The organism is Streptomyces sp. NPDC102490, assembly GCF_044765285.1.
GTDB lineage: Bacteria > Actinomycetota > Actinomycetes > Streptomycetales > Streptomycetaceae > Streptomyces.
In genome coordinates, this window is record NZ_JBIWJU010000006.1 from 475523 (window position 1) to 492367 (window position 16845).

Annotated in this window: 17 protein-coding genes; 10 read left to right on the forward strand and 7 right to left on the reverse strand. The window is 68.8% G+C overall.

Annotation, left to right across the window (positions count from 1 at the left end; translation table 11 throughout):
• The first annotated feature begins 299 nt into the window (after window positions 1–299).
• Window positions 300–1364, forward strand: a complete 1065-nt coding sequence (locus ACIRGB_RS16500) for a DUF262 domain-containing protein (protein WP_403864584.1) — start codon at window positions 300–302, stop codon at window positions 1362–1364.
• Between the two features lie 28 nt (window positions 1365–1392).
• On the opposite strand, the gene ACIRGB_RS16505 is transcribed toward ACIRGB_RS16500, so the two are convergent.
• The 3 genes from ACIRGB_RS16505 to ACIRGB_RS16515 form a co-directional block, all read right to left on the reverse strand.
• Window positions 1393–1740, reverse strand: coding sequence for a hypothetical protein (locus tag ACIRGB_RS16505; RefSeq protein ID WP_403864587.1), 348 nt, complete (start codon window positions 1738–1740; stop codon window positions 1393–1395).
• 986 nt (window positions 1741–2726) lie between these two features.
• On the reverse strand, window positions 2727–3452 hold the full coding sequence (locus tag ACIRGB_RS16510) for a 5-formyltetrahydrofolate cyclo-ligase (RefSeq protein ID WP_403864590.1): 726 nt from the start codon (window positions 3450–3452) through the stop codon (window positions 2727–2729).
• 19 nt (window positions 3453–3471) lie between these two features.
• Entirely contained in the window at window positions 3472–4638 is a 1167-nt protein-coding gene (locus tag ACIRGB_RS16515) for a helix-turn-helix transcriptional regulator (protein ID WP_403864593.1), read from the reverse strand.
• A 220-nt stretch (window positions 4639–4858) separates the two neighbouring features.
• On the opposite strand from ACIRGB_RS16515, the gene ACIRGB_RS16520 reads away from it, so the two are divergent.
• The 5 genes from ACIRGB_RS16520 to ACIRGB_RS16540 all read left to right on the forward strand — a co-directional run bounded on the left by ACIRGB_RS16520 (window position 4859) and on the right by ACIRGB_RS16540 (window position 8623).
• Window positions 4859–5362, forward strand: a complete 504-nt coding sequence (locus ACIRGB_RS16520; protein ID WP_403864596.1) for an ATP-binding protein — start codon at window positions 4859–4861, stop codon at window positions 5360–5362.
• 144 nt (window positions 5363–5506) lie between these two features.
• Window positions 5507–5650, forward strand: coding sequence for a hypothetical protein (locus tag ACIRGB_RS16525; protein WP_398914422.1), 144 nt, complete (start codon window positions 5507–5509; stop codon window positions 5648–5650).
• Window positions 5651–5665: 15 nt separating this feature from the next.
• The gene (locus tag ACIRGB_RS16530; protein WP_403864599.1) at window positions 5666–6850 is read left to right on the forward strand and encodes a cupin domain-containing protein; all 1185 of its coding nucleotides are present in this window, start codon (window positions 5666–5668) and stop codon (window positions 6848–6850) included.
• Entirely contained in the window at window positions 6847–7743 is an 897-nt protein-coding gene (locus ACIRGB_RS16535) for an aldo/keto reductase (RefSeq protein WP_403864602.1), read from the forward strand. The genes ACIRGB_RS16530 and ACIRGB_RS16535 overlap by 4 nt, the downstream gene beginning before the upstream one ends.
• Before the next feature lie 22 nt (window positions 7744–7765).
• On the forward strand, window positions 7766–8623 hold the full coding sequence (locus ACIRGB_RS16540) for a phosphotransferase (RefSeq protein ID WP_403864909.1): 858 nt from the start codon (window positions 7766–7768) through the stop codon (window positions 8621–8623).
• Between the two features lie 76 nt (window positions 8624–8699).
• On the opposite strand, the gene ACIRGB_RS16545 is transcribed toward ACIRGB_RS16540, so the two are convergent.
• The gene (locus ACIRGB_RS16545) at window positions 8700–9461 is read right to left on the reverse strand and encodes a phosphoglyceromutase (protein ID WP_356364907.1); all 762 of its coding nucleotides are present in this window, start codon (window positions 9459–9461) and stop codon (window positions 8700–8702) included.
• Between the two features lie 196 nt (window positions 9462–9657).
• On the opposite strand from ACIRGB_RS16545, the gene ACIRGB_RS16550 reads away from it, so the two are divergent.
• A complete protein-coding gene (locus ACIRGB_RS16550; protein ID WP_403864605.1) occupies window positions 9658–10935 on the forward strand; it encodes an MDR family MFS transporter in 1278 nt (425 codons plus the stop codon).
• A gap of 13 nt (window positions 10936–10948) precedes the next feature.
• Here the strand turns inward: ACIRGB_RS16550 and ACIRGB_RS16555 are convergent, their stop codons facing one another.
• Window positions 10949–11407 (reverse strand): DUF2000 family protein, encoded by a 459-nt coding sequence (locus ACIRGB_RS16555; protein WP_403864608.1) that lies wholly within the window; start codon window positions 11405–11407, stop codon window positions 10949–10951.
• Between the two features lie 49 nt (window positions 11408–11456).
• Between ACIRGB_RS16555 and ACIRGB_RS16560 the strand changes: the two genes are divergently transcribed.
• Entirely contained in the window at window positions 11457–12284 is an 828-nt protein-coding gene (locus ACIRGB_RS16560) for an AraC family transcriptional regulator (protein ID WP_403864611.1), read from the forward strand.
• 51 nt (window positions 12285–12335) lie between these two features.
• Here ACIRGB_RS16560 and ACIRGB_RS16565 read toward each other — a convergent pair whose 3' ends face one another.
• Both ACIRGB_RS16565 and mshA read right to left on the reverse strand, forming a co-directional pair.
• Window positions 12336–12848 carry a YbjN domain-containing protein gene (locus tag ACIRGB_RS16565; RefSeq protein WP_403864614.1) on the reverse strand — a complete coding sequence of 171 codons (513 nt, stop codon included), beginning with the start codon at window positions 12846–12848 and terminating at the stop codon, window positions 12336–12338.
• Window positions 12841–14214: a D-inositol-3-phosphate glycosyltransferase gene (gene mshA / locus ACIRGB_RS16570; protein ID WP_403864617.1), complete on the reverse strand. Its 1374-nt coding sequence runs from the start codon at window positions 14212–14214 to the stop codon at window positions 12841–12843. Before mshA ends, ACIRGB_RS16565 begins: the two co-directional genes overlap by 8 nt.
• A 285-nt stretch (window positions 14215–14499) precedes the next feature.
• Between mshA and ACIRGB_RS16575 the strand changes: the two genes are divergently transcribed.
• Window positions 14500–15315, forward strand: coding sequence for a class I SAM-dependent methyltransferase (locus ACIRGB_RS16575; protein ID WP_403864620.1), 816 nt, complete (start codon window positions 14500–14502; stop codon window positions 15313–15315).
• Between the two features lie 264 nt (window positions 15316–15579).
• Window positions 15580–16698, forward strand: coding sequence for an NlpC/P60 family protein (locus ACIRGB_RS16580; RefSeq protein WP_403864623.1), 1119 nt, complete (start codon window positions 15580–15582; stop codon window positions 16696–16698).
• Window positions 16699–16845 lie beyond the last annotated feature (147 nt).

Sequence of the window (16845 nt, forward strand, 5' to 3'; positions counted from 1 at the left end):
CGCCCGGTTGTTGGGCTGACTTGTGGTGATGCGGTCCCGGTGCCGGCTTGACCACTGGCCTGGTCCCCGGTGTTTCCCGTGGTTCCCCCGCACGATCTGGCACCCCTATGGCGCTCCTCAGCCCTAACCCTGAGTTGTCGTTCGAGTCGTGCGCGAACCGGGCCTAGGCCCGCCTATTACGCTGCCCCCGCATGTACCCATGTCGCTGGAAGCAGTGAACCTGTTCCCGTGTCGCGCCGCCTGAGGCATACTCATCGTGGAGTTAATGAAGTCTTCTGGGGTTGAGAATCGGGGCGGGAATGTCGGAATCTGGCATTGTCAAGAAGTTCAAGCAGTCTCAAGACGCTCTAGTAATCCAAGCGTCTGACCTTTCTTTGGAAACTATCTTTCAGATGGCACAAACTGGCGCGATCGACGTTGCGCCACTATTTCAACGCCGAGAGAGGTGGGATCAGCGTCGCCAGTCTGCTCTCATCGAGTCCTTCCTAATGAACGTCCCAGTTCCGCCGGTATATCTGTCTGAGGATGATTACGGAAAGTATTCCGTGATCGACGGCAAGCAGCGCATCACCGCAATTCGCGACTTCATGGCAGACAAGTTTCAGCTAGCGCAGCTAACTCGCTTCGAAGAGATCAATGGCTTGCGATTCTCGGACTTGCCAGGCGAGCTTCAAAATGCTCTCAAAGTAAGGCCCTACATTAGAGCAATTACCATCCTGCGACAGTCGGACCGGTCAACGAAATATGAGGTGTTCCATCGCCTGAACTCCGGCGGTGAGCCACTCAATGCACAGGAGATCCGCAACGTAATCTACCGCGGCCCACTGAATGATCTCCTTATGGAGCTTTCTGAGGCGTCATTCTTGCGGCGGCAACTTAAAATTAGAGACAATAGGTCTTCTGCCTACAACCTAATGCAAGATGCAGAGTCAGTACTGCGTTACCTGGTCCTTCTGGAGCAGTGGCGGGATTTCTCTGGTGACTATCGAGCCTCTATGGATAGCTACATGGAGGCGAACATGAACATGGCCGCCCGGGAAATCGATAGGCTTCGCCAAACGTTTATGCGGGCGCTTAGTGCATGCGAGCAAATTTGGGGACCTCATGCCTTCAAGCGTCCCGAGGGAAACGGCTGGCGTGACCAGATGTTGGCTGGCATGTACGACGCTCAAATGGTGGCCGTGAGTTCAGTAGACGACAAGCGGCTAGCTTCGTTGATGTCAAGAAGCAGCGACGTTGTGGAAAAGACGCGCTCCCTGTTTGATGACCGAGCCTTCAATGAAGCCGTCCGCCTGTCTACTAACACGCCTTCGCGTGTAGTTTATCGCATCAGTAGGGTTTTGGAATTGGTGACGGAGTTCTAGCGACTTGCGGGGGGTATATATGTCTCTGTCATCGCGTGAAGCGTTTATTCAGCGGATCCGCACAATCGAGCAAGCCGCTAGCGAATCGTTCCTTATCGATCGCGTGCTGACCGATGTAGCTCATAATAGCCGCGCCCGCCTGTTGCGGAATGGACTCATGGTTGTGGCTTTCACGTCCCTGGAGGATTTCATCCGCGCCAGGACGGGGGACTTGCTGCATGCGGTGAGCAGAACGGTCGTTCATTTCACGGATTTGCCGGAACTTCTGCGAAATGCCGCCACACTGGGAGCTATGAAGGCAGCCAGAGCCCGAGCGGATATAGTCAAGAACGCCGGTCAGGATCCAATAGCGCTGCTCCAGGAGGCTGCCACGCATGTTGCGAGCACGGCCGCCGGCTCTCTGCAATTGAGCCGGTTCAGTCTCGGGTATTCTGGTTCGAATGTAAGCAGTGGCGAGATAGCGCAGATTGTCACCTCCTTTAATGCTGCTGACGCCTGGAACGAAATATCTCTTATCGCAAGCAGATGCGGTGCAGGCAGCTTGCCGCTGAAATCTGCCTACGACCAAGCAATGCGGTGGCGTCACGAGGCGGCCCACAATGCTGATGCCGACACTCAGCCGCGAGACCTGGAGACTTTCTGCACGCAAGCCGTGTCAATCGCTCTCGGGTTTGACATCATCCTGAGCAGGGCTGCTCGGCTACTAAAACAGGGTGACGCTAAAATTCTTGCCGGAAAAATCAAAGTCTCGACGGGGCTGAGTCTGCGATTCTTGGAGCCGGGCCCCAGAGGCTATCGCGAAATAGGAGAGCATGCAACTCGCGCCACCAACGTGACTAGGAATCTAGATGACGCACTGAAGGTCGCAATACAGAGTGCATCGAAAAAATGCGAGCCGGTCGTTTTGCGAGATTCTCAAGGTTTGCCGGCCTCGTGGGTGGTAACGGACGTCATGTAGTGGTCACGCCACTCTTTAGGTCGGCGGAGCGATTTTGGGCTGTAGCTGCTTTGGTGCGAGTGATCATGGCCCCGTAAGCTTCCGGCGCGTCGGGCAGTCTGTGGACCTGCCCGGTAAAGCACGACGTTGAGGCCATGATCTTCGAGGCTCCCGCCAAAGTGGCTGCCTAAAATCGCGGAGCCGACCGCCCCAGCCACGACGTACCTCTTTTCTGACCTCAGACGGCTGATTGCGCTGTGTGCGGCACGGACGCCGGCCGGGCGCGCGCAGGGAGCGGAGCGAGCCGCCTTGAACCCGTAGAGAAGGTTGTAACTCAGTTGGATTCAAAGCAGTAGAGAGGGTTGTAACTCAGGTGGCGGCTGGGAGGGGTCGCCCGCTCCCCGGGTGGCTTGGTGGTTTGGGGCTCAGGAGATGTGGCGGGCCATGAGTGCTGGGATCGCGGCGATCTTCTCTCTCGTGAGGGCCGACCAGTCAACTCCTGACGGGCGATGGGGGTTCGGGCAGGTGATGGTCTCGTCCGGGGTCACGATCAGGTCGACGCCGACGTCGTGGTCAGTGGTGGGGATCGGGGTTTCGGTCACCTGGAGTGGGTGGACCGTGGTGATGACGACGGTCTCCGGCGTTACCAGCCCGGCTTCGGTGAGCAGCGCGAACTCGATGTCGGAGTACCCGGCGCCCTTGCCGATGCGGGCGCCGTTGCGGTTGACCGCGACGCTGCCGAGGACGATCAGGTCCAACGGGCGGAGGGCGTCGACCTCGACGGTGGGGGCGATGGCCGCGGCGGTGCGGCTGGTTGCGGCTTCGACCGGCGCGACGGTGAGGGCGGCCGGATCTAGGAGGTAGAAGGGCTTGGGGGTGGCCAGTTTCGGGACCGCCATGTAGACGGTTTTGCCCTCCTCCAGTGCTCTTGCGCGGACCGGGAGTTGGGCTTTGTCCGGTACGGCTTTGACGACGCTCGCGCGCTGCCAGACTGGGAGTGCCGCGAGTCGGGCCGCCGCTTGCTCGGCGCCCTTGAAGTGCGGGATGCGGCCATGGACGAAGGTGTCATAGACGGCTTCCGCAGTGGTCAGCGCATCCCAGACTTGTGTACGTACCGCCTGCTTGGCGTGGTCCAGGGAGTTGGCTGCCACCGGTGTCTCCTTCTCTCTTCTACGCTGCCGTCATCAGGCCGAGCAGCCTGTCGTGGACCTCTGCGACGAAGGGTTCCTGTCGCCAGGGGCGCAGTTCTCGGGCGGCTCCGAAGACGATGTTCATGCCTCCGCCCCCACGTGTGGTCTCCAGCTCGATGATGGCTTCGGTGAGGCTGGCCACCCCTGCCTCGACATCGCGTTGACGGATACGGGCGAGCGTAAGGTTCCCCAGCACGATCGCGCGTGACTTTCGTCTGTCCCGTAACGCCTCCGCCGTGCCGGCCAGCAGGGCCTCGGCCCGTCGGTGGTCCCCGAGGGTGAGATAGCAGGAGCCGGCGAGACGGCCGAACTGGGTGGGGGACACGAGGCCGGCGGCGGCGTCGCTGCCTTTCGCGTAGGCGAGTCGGCGTTCCGCGCCGACAAGAGCGCGTTCGCAGTCCGAGGCCGACCGCAGCATGGCGTGTGCCTCGGCGACGTGCAGGAGCGCCAGTCCGGCCAGGGCGGGACTCGTGTGCTCGGCGGTTGCGGCCGCTTGCTCCGCGAGCGCGAGCCCGGCCGATGCGTCGTGCGCGCCGTACAGCGCGACGTAGCAGGTGCGCAGTAAGGCGTGGGCTTCGAGAGTGGTGTCCCGGAGGTGGCGGGCGAGGTCGGCGCTCCGCTCGTAGTACGCCTTGGCCGTGGTGTGGTCGCGGCGCTGAGAGGCGTCCCAGACCAACTGCCCCATGAGGGCGCACGCGTCGGCGTGCAGGGCCAGGAGTTCTCTTTGCGCACGCCCGTGGGCACAGCCAGCGGCGAGCCGGTCGATGTGGTTGAGCTGTGCTGCCGCCTCTGCGATGAGGCCGGCCGAAGGGACGCGGTCGTAGCGGGCAGCGCAGTCGTCGAAGCGCGTGCGAAGAGCGGCGACGGCGGGCAGCCCGATGCGGTCGGGGTGGAGCAGCGCGTAATCCAGGGCGTCCTGTCCCTGCCCGTCACCTGGCGACCGCACGGTCAGCAGGTCATTGAGGCCCTCGGCATCGACGCGCAGAAGGCGGGCCAGCTGTGGGCGTAACCAGGGCTGCGGGGCGGTGCGGCCTAATTCCCAGCGAGTGACGGTGGAGCGGTCCACCTGCATGAGCTCGGCGAGGGCCTCTTGGGTGAGGCCCACGGTCCGGCGGCGCGCTGCGAGGCCGTTGCGGCGGTGTGCCATGACGCTGTCTCCCCAATTCTTCTGCCCTGTCACGGATGTGCGGCTGGGCGACTTCGCAGGTGAGGTGTGGTGATGACGCACGGATGCCGCATGGGTGCATCCATTGTGCTCTGGGCGTTGTCCGCTGTGGGCGGTTGTGTGGAACTCCGACGCACATCGCCAGGAAGGTCCGCCCTCAATGACGTACCGGCCACCCGTCTCGGAGTCGTTCTCGTTCCGTGTGCCGTCCGACGTCGGCGCCGTGTCTTCCGCCCGCCGCAGGGTGATCGCGATCGTCCGTGACTGGGACGTGCCGCTCGTGGAGGACATGGTCGAGACCCTGGAGCTGCTGGCCAGCGAGGTGGTCGCAAACGCCGTGGTGCACACGGGGAAGGGCTGCCAGGTCACGGTGAGCTGGGACGGAACCCGTGTGCGGTTGGAGGTAGAGGACGCGGAAGGCGGCCTTCTCCCGCAGCGGCCGTCGGTCGGCTCGTACGAGGAGAACGGGCGTGGACTGCAATTGGTCGACGGCCTCGCCCAGAGATGGGGATCCCGGCTGACTCCGGACGGGAAGGTGGTCTGGTTCGAGATCGGCAGTCGCCCACCACTGACGCTCCGCCCGTGTCCCACCGCGAGCGGCATCGATCTCCCGTTCCGGGAGCACGACGGCCGGTGCTGGTTACCGAACCAGGTCGCGGTGCGTGAGGCGGCTTTCGCGCACCTGCCACTGCCCCGTGATCACTGACCACCTGGCTCGGGAGGCGCAAGTCCTGAGCCAGGTCCCGGCGCCCCTGGCCTCCCCTCCACCTCTGGTGGGGCGACCGGGGGCGCCACTGCCAGGGAGCGGGCGACCGGCCTGCTTCCGCCCACACCAAGAGGAGATACACCCATGCCCGAGCAGAACATGACCACGAGCGGTGGTCAGGAGGGCCACGGCCTGCTGATCGCCCGTCGCCGGATCGCCGCCGCCCGTTCGCGGGCCGAGCAGCCCTCGGACGGCGGTTCCACCGGTCGTTCCGACGGCAACGACTGAGAAGGACCGTAACCGATGACCACCGACGTACCCGCGGTGGTCGCGCGCCTGGGCGAGGACTTCCTCGCCCAGGTGTACGGCCGCACCTACCGCCACTTTCCCGGCGGGCCGGACCGCTTCGGCGGCCTGCTGGGATGGGACGACCTGAACGCCTTGCTCACCCACCACCGGCTCGAACCGCCCCGCCTGCGCCTCTCGGCCGGCGGCGAGGCGCTGCCCCAACACGCCTACACGGTCCCGGTCACCACCCGTCGTAACACCGTGTGGCATCAGCTCAAACCCGCCGAACTGCACCGACACCTCGCCGAGGGCGCCACCCTCGTCCTGGACGCGATCGACGAACTGCACCCGGCCGTCGGCGACCTCGCCCGGACGCTGGAACGACACCTGCGCACCGGCATCCAGGTCAACGCCTACGCCTCATGGACGCCCGAAGAAGGCTTCGGAGTCCACTGGGACGACCACGACGTCCTCGTCCTTCAACTGGACGGCGTTAAACGGTGGCGCATCTACGGCCCCACGAGGCAGGCCCCGCTCCACCGGGACACGGCCGTCCCCGAACCCCCGCCGAACGAGCCGCTCGTCGAACTGGTCCTGCACGCGGGAGACATGCTGTATCTGCCCCGTGGCTGGTGGCACGCGGTCACGGCGTCCGAAGGCGTCCACTCCCTCCACCTCACCTGCGGCATGCAGACGGCGACCGGAGCAGACCTCCTCCATTGGCTCTCCGAGGTTCTGCGCCGCGAAACGACCGTGCGCAGCGACCTGCCACGGTTCGGGACCGAGGAGGAGAAGGCGGACTTCGTACGGTCTCTCGGCGACCTGGTTGTGAAGGAGTTCGAGGACATGGCGCTGATCGACCGCTTCGTCGCCATGCGGGACGCCACCGAACGAGCCCGCCTCGTGCCCTCCCTGCCGTACGTCGAAGGGGTACCGCCCGACCCCGCTCTCGCCGTCCACCTGGTGACCTCTCGCGCCCGGCTGCACAGCGACGAACAGGGCCATGCGGTCCTGACGGCAGGAGGAGAGGAATGGACCTTCTCCCCGCAGGCCGCGCCCCTGCTGTCCCTCCTTGTGGACGGAGGCCGTCACCGCCTGGGCACACTCGCCCGAGCGGCCGGTCTTCGCGTCGGGCAAGTGGCGCTGCTCGTCGGCGAGCTGGTGGACGGCGAGGTCGCGGCCGTGGAGCGCATCGGATGAGCGCACAGCTCGCGGCCGGGACGTACCGGTGCCGTGACGTATCCCAGTCGGTGGCTGCCGCCGTGGGCGCTGGGGTGACATGGATCGACACGGCACCGAACTACGACTCCGGCTCGGCCGAAGCCGCACTTCGACCGGTCCTCGACACCTGCCCACAGGTACGGGTCTCGACCAAGGTCGGCTTCGTCCCCGACTCCGACCGGCGGGTCGCTCGGGAGGAGGGCGTGCTGCGACACGGCCATGCTCCAGGCCACTGTCTGACGCGTCCCTACATCTCCTGGCAGCTCGCCCGGAGCCGCGCCCGCCTCGGCCGTTCCCCGGACCTGGTCTTCGTCCACAACCCGGAACACGGCCGGACGGACCGGACCGATCTGTCACGGACGCTGGCCGAGGCGTTCGAGGAACTGGAGAGCGCGGCGGACGCCGGTCGGATCGGCGGCTACGGCGTAGCCACCTGGGCTGGTCTGTCGAGCGGCATGTTCACCGTCCCTGGACTCACGGAACTCGCCGAAACCGTGGGCGGGCCACACCACCACTTTCGGGCTGTGCAGTTCCCGGTCTCCCTCCTTCACCTCGCTGTGGTGGCGGACGCCCTCGACGGGCACGGACCACTGGCGGAAGCACGGGAAGCGGGGCTGGAGGTCTTCGCATCGGCCCCGCTCGGAGGCGGTGAACTGCTCGGTGCGATGACGGAAGAGCTGGTGCGCGTCGTCGATTCCGAGGCATCCCCGGCGCAAGCCGCTCTCTTGGTCGCGCTGTCGGCCCCAGGGGTGTCACGTGTCCTGCTGTCTGCGAGCACACCGGCACACTGGGCCGATGCCCGTGGTGCCGTGGCCCGCGGCTTCTTGCCGCCTGATCGTCTGAGAAAGGTTGTCGATGTTCTCGGAACCTGACGATCCCGAGATCGCCGCACGCATGCGGAGTGCCCATACCGTGGCGTGCGGCCTTCTCGGGGCGACCCCTGGCTCTCGGCTGTCCTGCGGAGAGAGGCAGGAGGCGTGGGGGTGGAGGGGACGCACGCTTGGCCGTCCCGTCACCGGCCCTTACGGGGCAGGATGGCTGCGCGTCGTCCAGAGCCCGCTGGACAAGGCGATCGGCAGATTGTGGACGGGGCCGGAAGACGCCGAACGGCTGGTGCCCCGGCAGGTGCCGCGCCCTGGTCTACGTCTCGTCCGGCAGTGGGTGGAGGGGGGAAACGCGTACAAGGCCGAGTTGTACGACCACGCCGTCGGCGAAACCATCTCGCCCACCCCTGCGCTCGTCACTGCCGACCCTCCTCTGGCGGCACCCTGGTGGAGCGACCTGCGCACAGCCCTAGCCAGTCTCTCGACGGTCCACACGGACCGTACGGCCGTACGTCAGGCATACCTGGACCGCGCCATGCCGCACTACCTCGCCTTCCTCGACGGGCCCGTCCCCACTGCGCCTTCCTCATGGTCCACCGCACACGGCGACCTGCACTGGGCCAACCTGACCGGACCTGAACTCGGCATCCTGGACTGGGAGGGCTGGGGCACCGCCCCGGCCGGGTACGACGCCGCCCTGCTGCACGCTTACAGCATCGGCATGCCCGAGACCGCCGAACGTGTCCGCCGGGAACTCTCCGCCGTCCTCGACAGTGAGGACGGGCGCTTCGCGGAGCTGGCAGTCATCACCGAACTCCTGCAGAGCGCCGAACGCGGGGACAACGTGGAACTCGTCCCCGCTCTGCGGCAGCGGGCGGAAGAGGTCTGGCACCGCATGATCGCCGACGGGGCGGCCCGGACCCGGTGAGGCCCCAAGGACAGCAAGAAACCCCCTGCCCGGCGGAGAACACGCAGGCAGGGGGCCTACTACTACTCGTGGGCGCTTACTTCTTCTTGCCCTGGTTCTTCACGGCCTCGATCGCCGCCGCAGCCGCGTCCGGGTCCAAGTACGTGCCGCCCGGGTTCAGCGGCTTGAACTCGGCGTCGAGTTCATACGACAGCGGGATGCCCGTCGGGATGTTCAGGCCCGCGATGTCGGCGTCGGAGATGCCGTCGAGGTGCTTGACCAGGGCGCGGAGCGAGTTGCCGTGGGCCGCGACCAGGACCGTGCGGCCGGTCAGGAGGTCGGGGACGATGTTGTCGAACCAGTACGGCAGCATGCGGCCGACGACGTCCTTCAGGCACTCCGTCTGCGGGCGCAGCTCGGGCGGGAGCATCGCGTAGCGGGCGTCGGAGAACTGGGAGTACTCGGCGTCGCGGTCCAGGGGCGGCGGCGGGGTGTCGTAGGAGCGGCGCCACAGCATGAACTGCTCCTCGCCGAACTCGGCCAGGGTCTGCGCCTTGTCCTTGCCCTGGAGGGCGCCGTAGTGGCGCTCGTTCAGGCGCCAGTGGCGGTGGACCGGGATCCAGTGGCGGTCGGCGGCCTCCAGCGCGAGCTGGGCCGTGCGGATCGCGCGCTTCTGGACGGACGTGTGGACCACGTCGGGCAGCAGGCCGGCGTCCTTGAGCAGCTCGCCGCCGCGCGTCGCCTCCTTCTCGCCCTTCGGGGTGAGGTTGACGTCCACCCAGCCGGTGAACAGGTTCTTCTCGTTCCACTCGCTCTCGCCGTGGCGGAGGAGGATCAGCTTGTACGGTGCGTCGGCCATGCTTCCGAGCCTAATCGACGCCCCTCACCGGCCGCGCGGGGCGCCCGAAGCGCGGACGGTTGACGGAAAGTGTTAATCGAGTAGCCCCGCACCGGTGGCGTTTGTAAGTTGTGATCGCCGCGCCAGCCGCTTACATCCACAGCCTTGGCCTCAGCTACAGCTACAGCTACAGCCACAGCCGCCTCGGGGGGAACCTATGTCAGTCGCCGGACTCAGACGTGCCGCACGCGAAACCGTCTCGGGGCTCCCCCGCGAGTTCTGGTGGTTGTGGACCAGCACCCTGGTCAACCGGCTCGGTGCCTTCGTCGCCACCTTCATGGCGCTGTACCTCACCATCGACCGCGGCTACTCCGCCTCGTACGCCGGTCTGGTCGCCGCCCTGCACGGGCTCGGCGGGGTCGTGTCCTCGCTGGGCGCCGGGGTGATGACCGACCGGCTGGGGCGGCGGCCGACGCTGCTCGTCGCGCAGGCCTCCACGGCCGTGTCCGTCGCGCTGCTCGGCTTCATGCGGGACCCGGTGGCCATCGCCGCCGTCGCGTTCCTGGTCGGCATGGCCAGCAACGCCTCCCGGCCCGCGGTGCAGGCGATGATGGCGGACATCGTGCGGCCCGAGGACCGTATCCGGGCGTTCTCGCTCAACTACTGGGCGATCAACCTCGGCTTCGCGATCTCCTCGATGGCGGCCGGGTTCATCGCCGAGGTCAGCTATCTCGCCGGGTTCCTGATCGAGGCCGGGATGACGCTCGTCTGCGCCGTCCTCGTCTTCGTGAAGCTGCCCGAGTCGCGGCCCGAGCAGGAGAAGACCGCCGACGTCCCGGGCGGCAGGGAACCGGCCGTCTCCCTGTTCACCGTGCTGCGCGACGGGCGGTACATGAGCGTCGTCGGGCTGTCCTTCCTCGTCGCCGTGATCTTCCAGCAGGGGTATCTGGGGCTGCCCGTCGCCATGGGCGAGGCCGGGTTCACGCCCGCGGACTTCGGGCTGGCCATCGCCGTCAACGGCGTGCTGATCGTCGTCCTTCAGATCCCCGTCACGCGGTTCATCGAGCACCGCGATCCGCGGCTGCTGCTCGTCGGCTCGTCGCTGCTGGCCGGGTACGGCTTCGGGCTCACCGCCTTCGCCGGGTCGGTCGGGGTCTTCGCCCTCACCGTGTGCGTGTGGACGCTGGCCGAGATCGTCAACGCGCCGACCCAGACCGGGCTCGTCGTCCGCCTCTCCCCCGTGCACGGGCGCGGGCGCTACCAGGGCATGTACACCATGTCCTGGTCGGTCGCCGCCCTCGTCGCCCCGCTGATGTCCGGGTTCGTCATCGACCACTGGGGCGCCGAGTGGCTGTGGGGCATCTGCGCCGTGGTCGGCACGGTGGCGGCGGCCGGGTATGGGTGGCTCATGCGGGGCCTGCCGGACGACGAGACACCGGTCGCCCGGGACACGTCCGCCGCCCCCGCGCCCCGGGTCGACGCCGGCGCCGTCTGATCCCGTCACGCGCTCACGGGTGCATCCGCGCCCCCTTCAGCACCTTGTCCACCGCGTTCTTCGGGCCGTACACCGCGAGGCCCACCAGGTCCAGGTCCGTGGTCCCGACGGCCCGTACCGCCGCCCGGTTGTCGCGGTCGTTGCCCGTGGTGAAGAGGTCGGACGTGAAGAGGGCGCGGGGCAGGGCGCGCGACAGCGCCCGTGCGTGGGCGGTGGTCAGGGTCTCCTTCGTGCCCTCGAAGACCAGCACCGGCTGGCGGAACATCGGCAGGTAGCCGACGGCGTCCGCGTCCTCGTAGGGTTCCCCGATCACCTCGGGGAACTGCCGGCCCAGGCCGCTGACCAGGAACGCTGTGACGTTGAGGCGCTGCCAGGTCTCCAGGTCCTCGCGCAGCAGTACGGCGATCTTGGTGTCGAAGCGGACGGGGGTCTCGGCCTCGGGCGCCTCGGCGGCTGCTTCGTGCGTGCTCATACGGTGAGACTGCCGACCCGCACCCCGCCCGGTCTTGTACGTTTTTTGCATGGGCGGCCGGCGCAGCGACCAGCGGAAGGACCAGCGGAACGTCTCCGCATGGCGCCCCCGCGTCCCGGGCGTCGTCGAGGTCTTCCACGCCCACTACACCGAGTACGCCTATCCGATGCACGTCCACGACGCCTGGACGCTGCTCATCGTCGACGACGGCGCCGTACGGTACGACCTGGACCGGCACGAGCACGGCACCCCGCACGACACGGTGTCGCTGCTGCCGCCGCACGTGCCGCACAACGGCTCCCCGGCGACACCGGACGGCTTCCGCAAGCGCGTCCTGTACCTGGACGCCTCCCGGCTGGGCGACGAGCTGATCGGACCGGCCGTGGACGCGCCCGACCTGCGCGACCCGGTGCTGCGGCGGCGGGTCGGGCAGCTGCACGCCGCGCTCGCGCTGCCCGGTGACGAGCTGGAGGCGGAGAGCCGCCTGACGCTGATCGGCGAGCGGCTGCACACCCATCTGCGCCCCAGGGACGACGGGGACCGCGCCCGCCGGGACCCCGTACTCGCCCGGCGGCTGCGGGAGTTGCTCGACGAGCGGGTCGTCCCGGGGATCGGGCTGGCGGAGGCCGCCGCACTCGTGCCCGCCCATCCGGCGCATCTCGTACGGGCGTTCAGCGGCGCCTACGGCATCGCGCCGCACCAGTACCTGATGTCCCGCCGGGTCGACCGGGCGCGGCGGCTGCTGCTCGCCGGACGGTCCCCGGCGGACGTGGCCGGGGCCACCGGTTTCTACGACCAGGCCCATCTGACCCGGCACTTCAAGCGGTGGGTGGGGGTCACGCCGGGGCGGTACCGGGCGAGCGGCGCCCGGAGCTGAGCCGGCCCGGGACGCGACGCGACGCGACGGGCGGGGCGGGACGCGACGGGATCAGTCGCCGGAGCGGGGGCGCTCGATCAGGTGCTGGAACGCCTCCAAGTTCCGCGTCGACTCCCCGCGCGAGGTCCGCCACTCGTACTCCTTGCGGATGGCGGCGGCGAAGCCCAGCTCCAGCAGGGTGTTGAAGGCGCCGTCGGCGGCTTCGAGGACCTGGCCGAGGAGGCGGTCGATCTCGTCGGGGGTGACGGCGGCCAGGGGGAGTTTCGCGGTGAGGTAGATGTCGCCGAGGCGGTCGACGGCGTACCCGATGCCGTAGAGCTTGAGGTTGCGTTCCAGCAGCCAGCGGTGGACGGCCGGTTCGTTCTCGTCGGGGTGGCGGATGACGAAGGCGTTCAGGGAGAGCGAGTGCCGGCCGAGGAGGAGGGAGACGGTCGTCGACAGCTTGCGGGTGCCGGGGAGCTTGACGACGTAGTTGCCGGGTTCCGGGCTCTCCCACTCCAGGTCGGCGTCCTTCAGCGCCGCCTCAAGGACCTGCGCTGCCTTCTGCTGCGGTGCCTCAGCCATGGTGCGAGCGTACGCGACGGCGGTGCGACTGGATCGCGGCCGTGTAGACGTCGGCGGTGGTGGCGGCGGCGCTGTCCCAGCCGAAGGACTGGGCGTGCCGGGCCGCGGCGTCGCCCATGCGGGGCGTCAGCTCGGGGTTGTCGGCGAAATCGCGCAGTACGCGCGCGTACGCGGCCGGGTCGTGGCCGTCGACGAGGCGGCCGGTGACCCCGTCGCGCACGGCGACCGGGAGGCCGCCCACCGCGGCGGCGAGCACCGGCGTACCGGCCGCCTGGGCCTCGATGGCGACCAGGCCGAAGGACTCGCTGTAGGACGGCATGACCAGCACGGACGCGGCCCGGAACCAGTCCGCGAGCTGCTCCTGGTCGACGGGCGGGCGGAAGCGTACGACGTCGGCGATGCCGAGCCGCGCGGCGAGCTTCTGCAACCCCTCCGGCTTGGCGAGGCCGCTGCCGCTGGGGCCGCCGACGACGGGCACGACGATGCGGGAGCGCAGCTCGGGGCGCTCGTCGAGGAGGACGGCGACGGCGCGCAGCAGCACGTCCGGCGCCTTCAGGGGCTGTATGCGGCCCGCGAAGAGCGGGATCAGCGCGTCCTGGGGCAGGCCGAGGCGGGCGCGGGCGGCGGCGCGGGCGTTCCCGTGCTGTCCCGGGCCGGGTACGGAGCCCTTGGGGAAGGGGCGGAACCGGTCGAGGTTCACGCCGGGGTGGACGACGGCGACCTTGTCGGGGTCGGCGGCGTAGTGGCGGACGAGTTCGTCGGCCTCCTCGGCCGTGTTGGCGATCAGCCGGTCGGAGGCGGCGACGATCTGGGTCTCGCCGATGACGCGGGCGGCCGGTTCGGGTGTGTCGCCGTCGGCCAGGTTGGCGTTCTTGACCTTGGCCATGGTGTGCATGGCGTGCACCAGGGGCGCGCCCCAGCGCTGGGCGGCGAGCCAGCCGACGTGGCCGGAGAGCCAGTAGTGGGAGTGCACGAGGTCGTAGTGGCCGGGGCGGTGGCCGGCCCACGCCTGCATCACGCCGTGGGTGAAGGCGCAGAGCTGGGCGGGCAGGTCCTCCTTGGCCAGTCCCTCGTACGGACCCGCGTCGACGTGCCGGACGAGGACGCCGGGGGCCAGTTCGACGGCGGGCGGGAGGGCGGCGGTGGTCGCCCGGGTGAAGATCTCGACCTCGATGTTGATCGCCGCGAGGCGCTGCGCCAGCTCGACGATGTAGACGTTCATGCCGCCGGCGTCGCCGGTGCCGGGCTGGTGGAGCGGTGAGGTGTGCACGGAGAGCATGGCGACGCGGCGGGGCCTGCGCAGCAGCCGGAGCCGCGGGGAAGCCGCCGGTGAGCGACGCCCGAGCCTGCTGACGTACTGGCTCACGAGCCGTTCCTCCTCGCTGCGGGCATGCCGGTCGGAGGACCTGGGTTGCCCTCCAAGGGGTGGGAACACCGGACGGACGGTCCTCCATTCCGGTTTTCCGACCTTTGCCGAATCATTACCGCCGATCGCTCAACCGTTCGAGGGCTGGTCGGGTCCCCGACCGGGGCCGTGACCGGTGGCGGCGGAAGCCCCGCCGTGCTGCGCGGGTACCACCGTCCTGCGGACGAATGCCGGACGGCATCCTGCGGACGAACGCCGGACAGCCGGCCGCATACCCTCGTAGTCATGCCACCCCGCGCCGCCGCCACCCGCCCCGTGGGCACGGTCACGCGCGGGACGACGAATCCCAACCGGCTGCGCCGCATGGACCGCTGGATCGCGGCCGTGCACGGCGCCGAACTGCGCCGCGCCGCCGAGCCCGTCGCCGTCGACCTCGGGTACGGCGCGGCCCCCTGGACCGCCGTCGAGCTGCTGCACCGCCTGCGCACGGTCGCACCGCACGCGCGCGTGGTGGGCGTCGAGATCGACCCGGCGCGGGTGGCCGCCGCCCGGCCGTACGCGCGCGCGGGGCTCGATTTCCGGCACGGCGGCTTCGAGGTCCCCGTCTCCCGGCCGCCGCTGCTGATCCGCGCGGCGAACGTGCTGCGCCAGTACGACGAGGACGAGGTGGCCGGCGTCTGGCGGCGGCTGTGCGCGCGGCTCGCGCCGACCTCCGAGCACTCGCGCGGCGGGCTCCTGGTCGAGGGGACGTGCGACGAGATCGGGCGCCGGCACGTGTGGGTGGCGCTCGGGCCCGAGGGGCCGCGCACGGTCACCTTCGCGACCCGGCTCGGCTCGCTGGACCTCCCCTCCGACCTGGCCGAACGGCTGCCGAAGGCGCTCATCCACCGCAATGTCCCCGGCGAGCCCGTGCACGCGTTCCTGCGCGACTTCGACCGCGCCTGGGCCGCCGCCGCGCCCTACGCCTCCTACGGCGCCCGGCAGCGCTGGATGCGGGCCGTGCGGGACCTGACGGCCGACTGGCCGGTGACGGACGGGCCGGTGCGGTGGCGGCAGGGCGAAGTGACGGTGCGGTGGGAGGCGTTGGCGCCCCGCGCGTGAACCGGCGGCACCGACACGGGCGGCCCCGGATGGACGCGGACCGGGAACGATCTCCGTGCGGCGTTCGTCACACACCGCGGGAAGCCATCGACGGAAAGCCACCGCCGGAAACCACCGCCGGAAACCACCGCCGGGAGGCCACCACCGGTAAGCGATCACGAGGAAGCAGGAGGAAAGCACGACCTCTGTCGCTTTTCGCGTCGGCGTGGCACGATCCCCCGAGCGGCCTATGTTACTGACGGTTAATCAGTTTGGGGGCGACGTATGCGTACGGGGAAGCGTGGCTTGACGACCGCTGCCGTGACCGTGGTCTGCGCGATCACCGTGCTGGCGGCACCGGGCACGGCGTTCGCGGACCCGGGCCCCTCGTCGTCGCCTTCACCGTCGGCGTCGGCCGGCGCCCCGCCCGCCACGCCCGGCAAGGACCTGGAAGCCGTACGCAAGAAGCTCGACGCGCTCTACCGCGCGGCGGCCTCGGCCACGGAGGAGTACAACGCCGCCGAGGAGAAGGCCGAGAAGCAGAACGCCGAGATCGTCGAGCTGGCCAAGAAGATCGTCAAGGGCCAGGAGAAGCTGGACGGGCTGAAGGACCGCGCCGGAGCCGCGGCCCGCTCCCAGTACCGCACCGGCGGCCTGCCCGACGGGGCCAAGCTGGTCCTGAGCGACGACCCCGAGGACTTCCTCGACGGCACCGGCCGGGTGATCCAGGGCCACCGGGCCACCAAGGGCCTGCTCGGCGAGCTGACCCGCGCCCAGGAGGACCTGAAGACCTACGCGGTGGACGCCTCCGCCCGCTACAAGGAGCTGGAGGCGCACCGCAAGGCCAAGGCCACCGCCCAGAAGAAGATCGAGAAGCAGATCGCGGCGGCCGAGAAGCTCCAGTCCGAGCTGGAGCAGGAGGAGAAGGAGCGCCTCGCCCGGCTGGAGAAGGAGGCGCAGGCCAAGGCCCAGACCGCCTGGCTCGACTCCGGCATCCTCCAGGACCTCGACACCGAGGCGACCGAGCGGGGCCGCAAGGCGGTCGAGTACGCCACCGCCCAGATCGGCAAGCCGTACCAGTGGGGCGCCGAGGGCCCGGAGTCCTACGACTGCTCCGGCCTGACCTCACAGGCCTGGGTGTCGGCCGGGCAGGTGATCCCGCGCACCTCGCAGCAGCAGTGGAAGCAGCTCAGGCACGTCGACATCGCGGACATGCGCCCCGGCGACCTGATCATCTACTTCGACGACGCCAGCCACGTCGGCATGTACGTCGGTGACGGCTCCGTCGTGCACGCTCCCCGCCCCGGGCGCTCGATCACCCTCGCCGGCGCGGGCTCGATGCCGATCCTCGGCGTGGTCCGGCCGGACACGGCCCCGGAGCAGACGCCCGCCCCGAAGGGGTGACGCGGGCCACGTGACCCAGTCCACGCCCGGCGCCCCGCCCCGCGTGACGTTCGTCATCCCGGGACCCCGGGCGAGGTGTCCAACTGCGGGGGATTACGCGGCATATGACAGTGGCCGAGGGCCGCCCGACGTGTCCTGGACCATTCC